Consider the following 3023-nt stretch of genomic DNA (forward strand, 5'->3'; position numbering starts at 1 on the left):
CCCCCCCCCCCCCGCCCCCCCCCCCGCCCCCGCCCCCCCCCCCCCCCCCCCCCCCCCCCCCCCCCCCCCCGGCACCGAGCTGGGCCAGCTGCTCGGCGACGGCGTTCATCCGCGCGTCGTTCTCGTGCAGGCGCTCCAGCGCGACCTCGACGCGCTCGGCGGCGCGCTCGCGGGCGTGCTGGGCGGCGGTGAGGGCGAACTGGGCGCGCTGCAGGCGGTGCTCGGCGGCGCTGAGGGCGTCGGCGGCCTCGTCGACGGCGGCCTGCACCTGCAGCAGGCTGGGCGCCGAGGCGGACCCGCCGGCCGCGCGGTGCGCGGAGAGCACGTCGCCGCCGCGGGTGGCGGCCACCAGGTCGGCGCGGGCGGCGACGACGGCGCGGGCGGCGTCCAGGTCCTCCACCGCGACGACGTCGCCCAGCAGCCGGGCCAGGGCGCCGGACAGCTCCGCCGGCGCCTTCAGCAGCGCCAGCGCGGGCCGGGCGCCCCCGGGCACCTCCCCCTCGGCGGCGGGGAGGGCCGCGGGGGCCGGCGCCCCGGCGAGCACCATCCCGGCGCGGCCGGCGTCCTGCGCGCGCAGGTGCTCCACGGCCGCGGCGGCGTGCCCGGGGCCGGCCACGGCCACGGCGTCGGCGGCGGCGCCCAGGGCGGCGGCCACCGCCTGCTCCCAGCCGCTCTCCACCTCCAGCAGCGCGGCCACCGAGCCCAGCACGCCGGAGACGGCCTCGCCGGCGGCCAGCAGCGCGCCGGCGCCGTCGCCGCGGTCCAGGCCGATCTCCAGGGCCTCCTTGCGCGCCGACCAGCGGGCGCGCTCCTGCGCGGCGGCGCGCTCCTCGGCGCGGGCGGCCTCGTGGGCCGCCCCGGCGTCGGCGAGCGCGGCCGCGGCGGCCTCGTGCTCGGCGTCCAGGCCCTCCTCGCCCTCCTCGACGCCGGCGACCTGCGTCTCCAGGGCGGCGAAGTCGGCGCGGGCGCGCTCGCGGCGCTGCCCGGCGTCGGCCAGAGCGCCGGAGAGGCGCTCCAGCTCGGCCTCGCCGGCCTCGACGCGGCTGCGGGCGGCGGCGACCTGCCCGCCCAGGCGGGCCAGGCCCTCGCGGCGGTCGGCGGCGGCGCGCAGCGCGGAGGCGACCCGGCGGTCCTCCTCGGCGGCGGCGCGGTCGGCCTCGGCGCGGCGGGCCAGGACGTCGTCGAGGGCGGCGCGGTGCTCGGCGGCCCGCCCGGCCAGCTCGGCCTCCTCGGCGCGCACGCGCTGCGCTGAGGCGCTCAGCTCCTCGGGGTCGCGCCGGCCGGTCTGCTCGTCCGGCTCGGCGGCCAGCAGCCGCAGCCGCTCGGCCGCCAGCGCCTGCACGCCGCGCAGGCGCTCGGCCAGGGACTGCAGTCGGTGGTGGGTCTCCACGGCGCGGGCCAGGTCGGGGGCGGCCGCGGCGGCGGCGGCCTCGGCGGCGCGCAGCCGCTCGGCCGCCTCGCGCAGGTCCGCCTCGACGCGCTCCTGGCGCTGCTTGAGGGCGGCCTCGTCGGCCTCGTCGCGCTGCAGGGAGCCGGTGGCCTGCACGAGGTCGTCGGCGAGCAGGCGCAGGCGCGCGTCGCGCAGGTCCGCCTGCACGACCTGCGCGCGGCGGGCGGCCTCGGCCTGCCGGCCCAGCGGCTTGAGCTGGCGGCGGATCTCGGTGACGAGGTCGGCGACGCGGGTGAGGTTGACCTCCATCGCGTCGAGCTTGCGCAGCGCCTTCTCCTTGCGGCGGCGGTGCTTCAGGACGCCGGCGGCCTCCTCGACGAACGCGCGGCGCTCCTCCGGCGAGGCGTGCAGGACCGCGTCGATCTGGCCCTGGCCGACGATGACGTGCATCTCGCGGCCGATGCCGGAGTCGGACAGCAGCTCCTGCACGTCCAGCAGCCGGCACGTCCGGCCGTTGATCGCGTACTCCGAGCCGCCGGTGCGGAACATCGTCCGGGTGATCGTCACCTCGGCGTACTCGATGGGCAGGGCCCCGTCGGAGTTGTCGATGGTGAGGCTGACCTCGGCGCGGCCCAGCTGCGCGCGCCCCTCGGGGCCGGTGGTGCCGGCGAAGATGACGTCCTCCATCTTGCCGCCGCGCAGGCTCTTGGCGCTGTGCTCGCCCATCACCCAGGTCAGGGCGTCCACGACGTTGGACTTGCCCGAGCCGTTCGGGCCGACCACGCACGTGATCCCCGGCTGCAGCCGCAGCGTCGTCGCCGAGGCGAACGACTTGAACCCCTTGAGGGTGAGGGTCTTCAGGTGCACGGGCAGGGAGCCTAACGAGCGGCGCGGACACCACCGCTGCGCCGCGCCCGGCGGGCCGGGGCGCCGCCGCGCGCGGGTGGGCGCGCCCGCGCGGGGCGCGGGGGCCTCAGCGCGTGGTGAAGCCGTCCTCGCCGCGGGCGGCGCCGCGGTGCTCGACGACGGCGGTGACCTCCCCGGGGCGGCCGTGCGCGCTGGGCCGCTCGCGCAGGCGCTGCAGCAGCTGCTCCAGCGCCGCCGGCGGGCCCTCGGCCACGACCTCCACCCGCCCGTCGGGCTTGTTCGCCGCGCGCCCGGCCAGGCCCAGCTCCAGGGCCTGCGAGCGGGTCCACCAGCGGAAGCCCACGCCCTGCACCCGCCCGGAGACGAAGGCGGTGACGCGCTCGGCGGGCCCGGTCGGTGCGTCCACGCGGGCAGCCTAGGGCGCTCAGCCCAGCCCGAGGGCGCGGGCCAGGCGCCGCCACGGCCGCGGGCCGGCGCGGTGGCGCCACCACGCGGACAGCACGGGCACCACGAGGCCGGCGCCCCCGGCGAGGGGGGCGCAGGCCAGCGGCGCGCAGGCGAGCAGGGTCGCGGTCACGGGGACCACCTCCGGGCGGGACGGGCCGACGGGCGGGCGGGGCGGGGCGCCCCCCCCCCCCCAACCCCCGGCCCCCCAGCGGCCCGCCCCCCGGGGGGGGGGGGCCCCCCCCCCGCGGCGCGCAGGCGAGCAGGGTCGCGGTCACGGGGACCACCTCCGGGCGGGACGGGCCGACGGGCGGGCGGGGCG

Annotated in this window: 3 protein-coding genes; all 3 read right to left on the reverse strand. The window is 81.2% G+C overall.

The window, feature by feature from the left end:
- Positions 1–2257: chromosome segregation SMC family protein (locus tag ACRYR7_RS25025; RefSeq protein ID WP_432575070.1), on the reverse strand; the 2257-nt coding region annotated here is incomplete at its 3' end.
- A 106-nt stretch (positions 2258–2363) separates the two neighbouring features.
- Complete coding sequence (locus ACRYR7_RS25030; protein WP_432575072.1) at positions 2364–2663, reverse strand: acylphosphatase; 300 nt, start codon at positions 2661–2663, stop codon at positions 2364–2366.
- Between the two features lie 18 nt (positions 2664–2681).
- A complete protein-coding gene (locus ACRYR7_RS25035; protein WP_432575074.1) occupies positions 2682–2834 on the reverse strand; it encodes a hypothetical protein in 153 nt (50 codons plus the stop codon).
- Positions 2835–3023 lie beyond the last annotated feature (189 nt).

Source organism: Kineococcus gurbantunggutensis (assembly GCF_050871925.1).
GTDB lineage: Bacteria > Actinomycetota > Actinomycetes > Actinomycetales > Kineococcaceae > Kineococcus.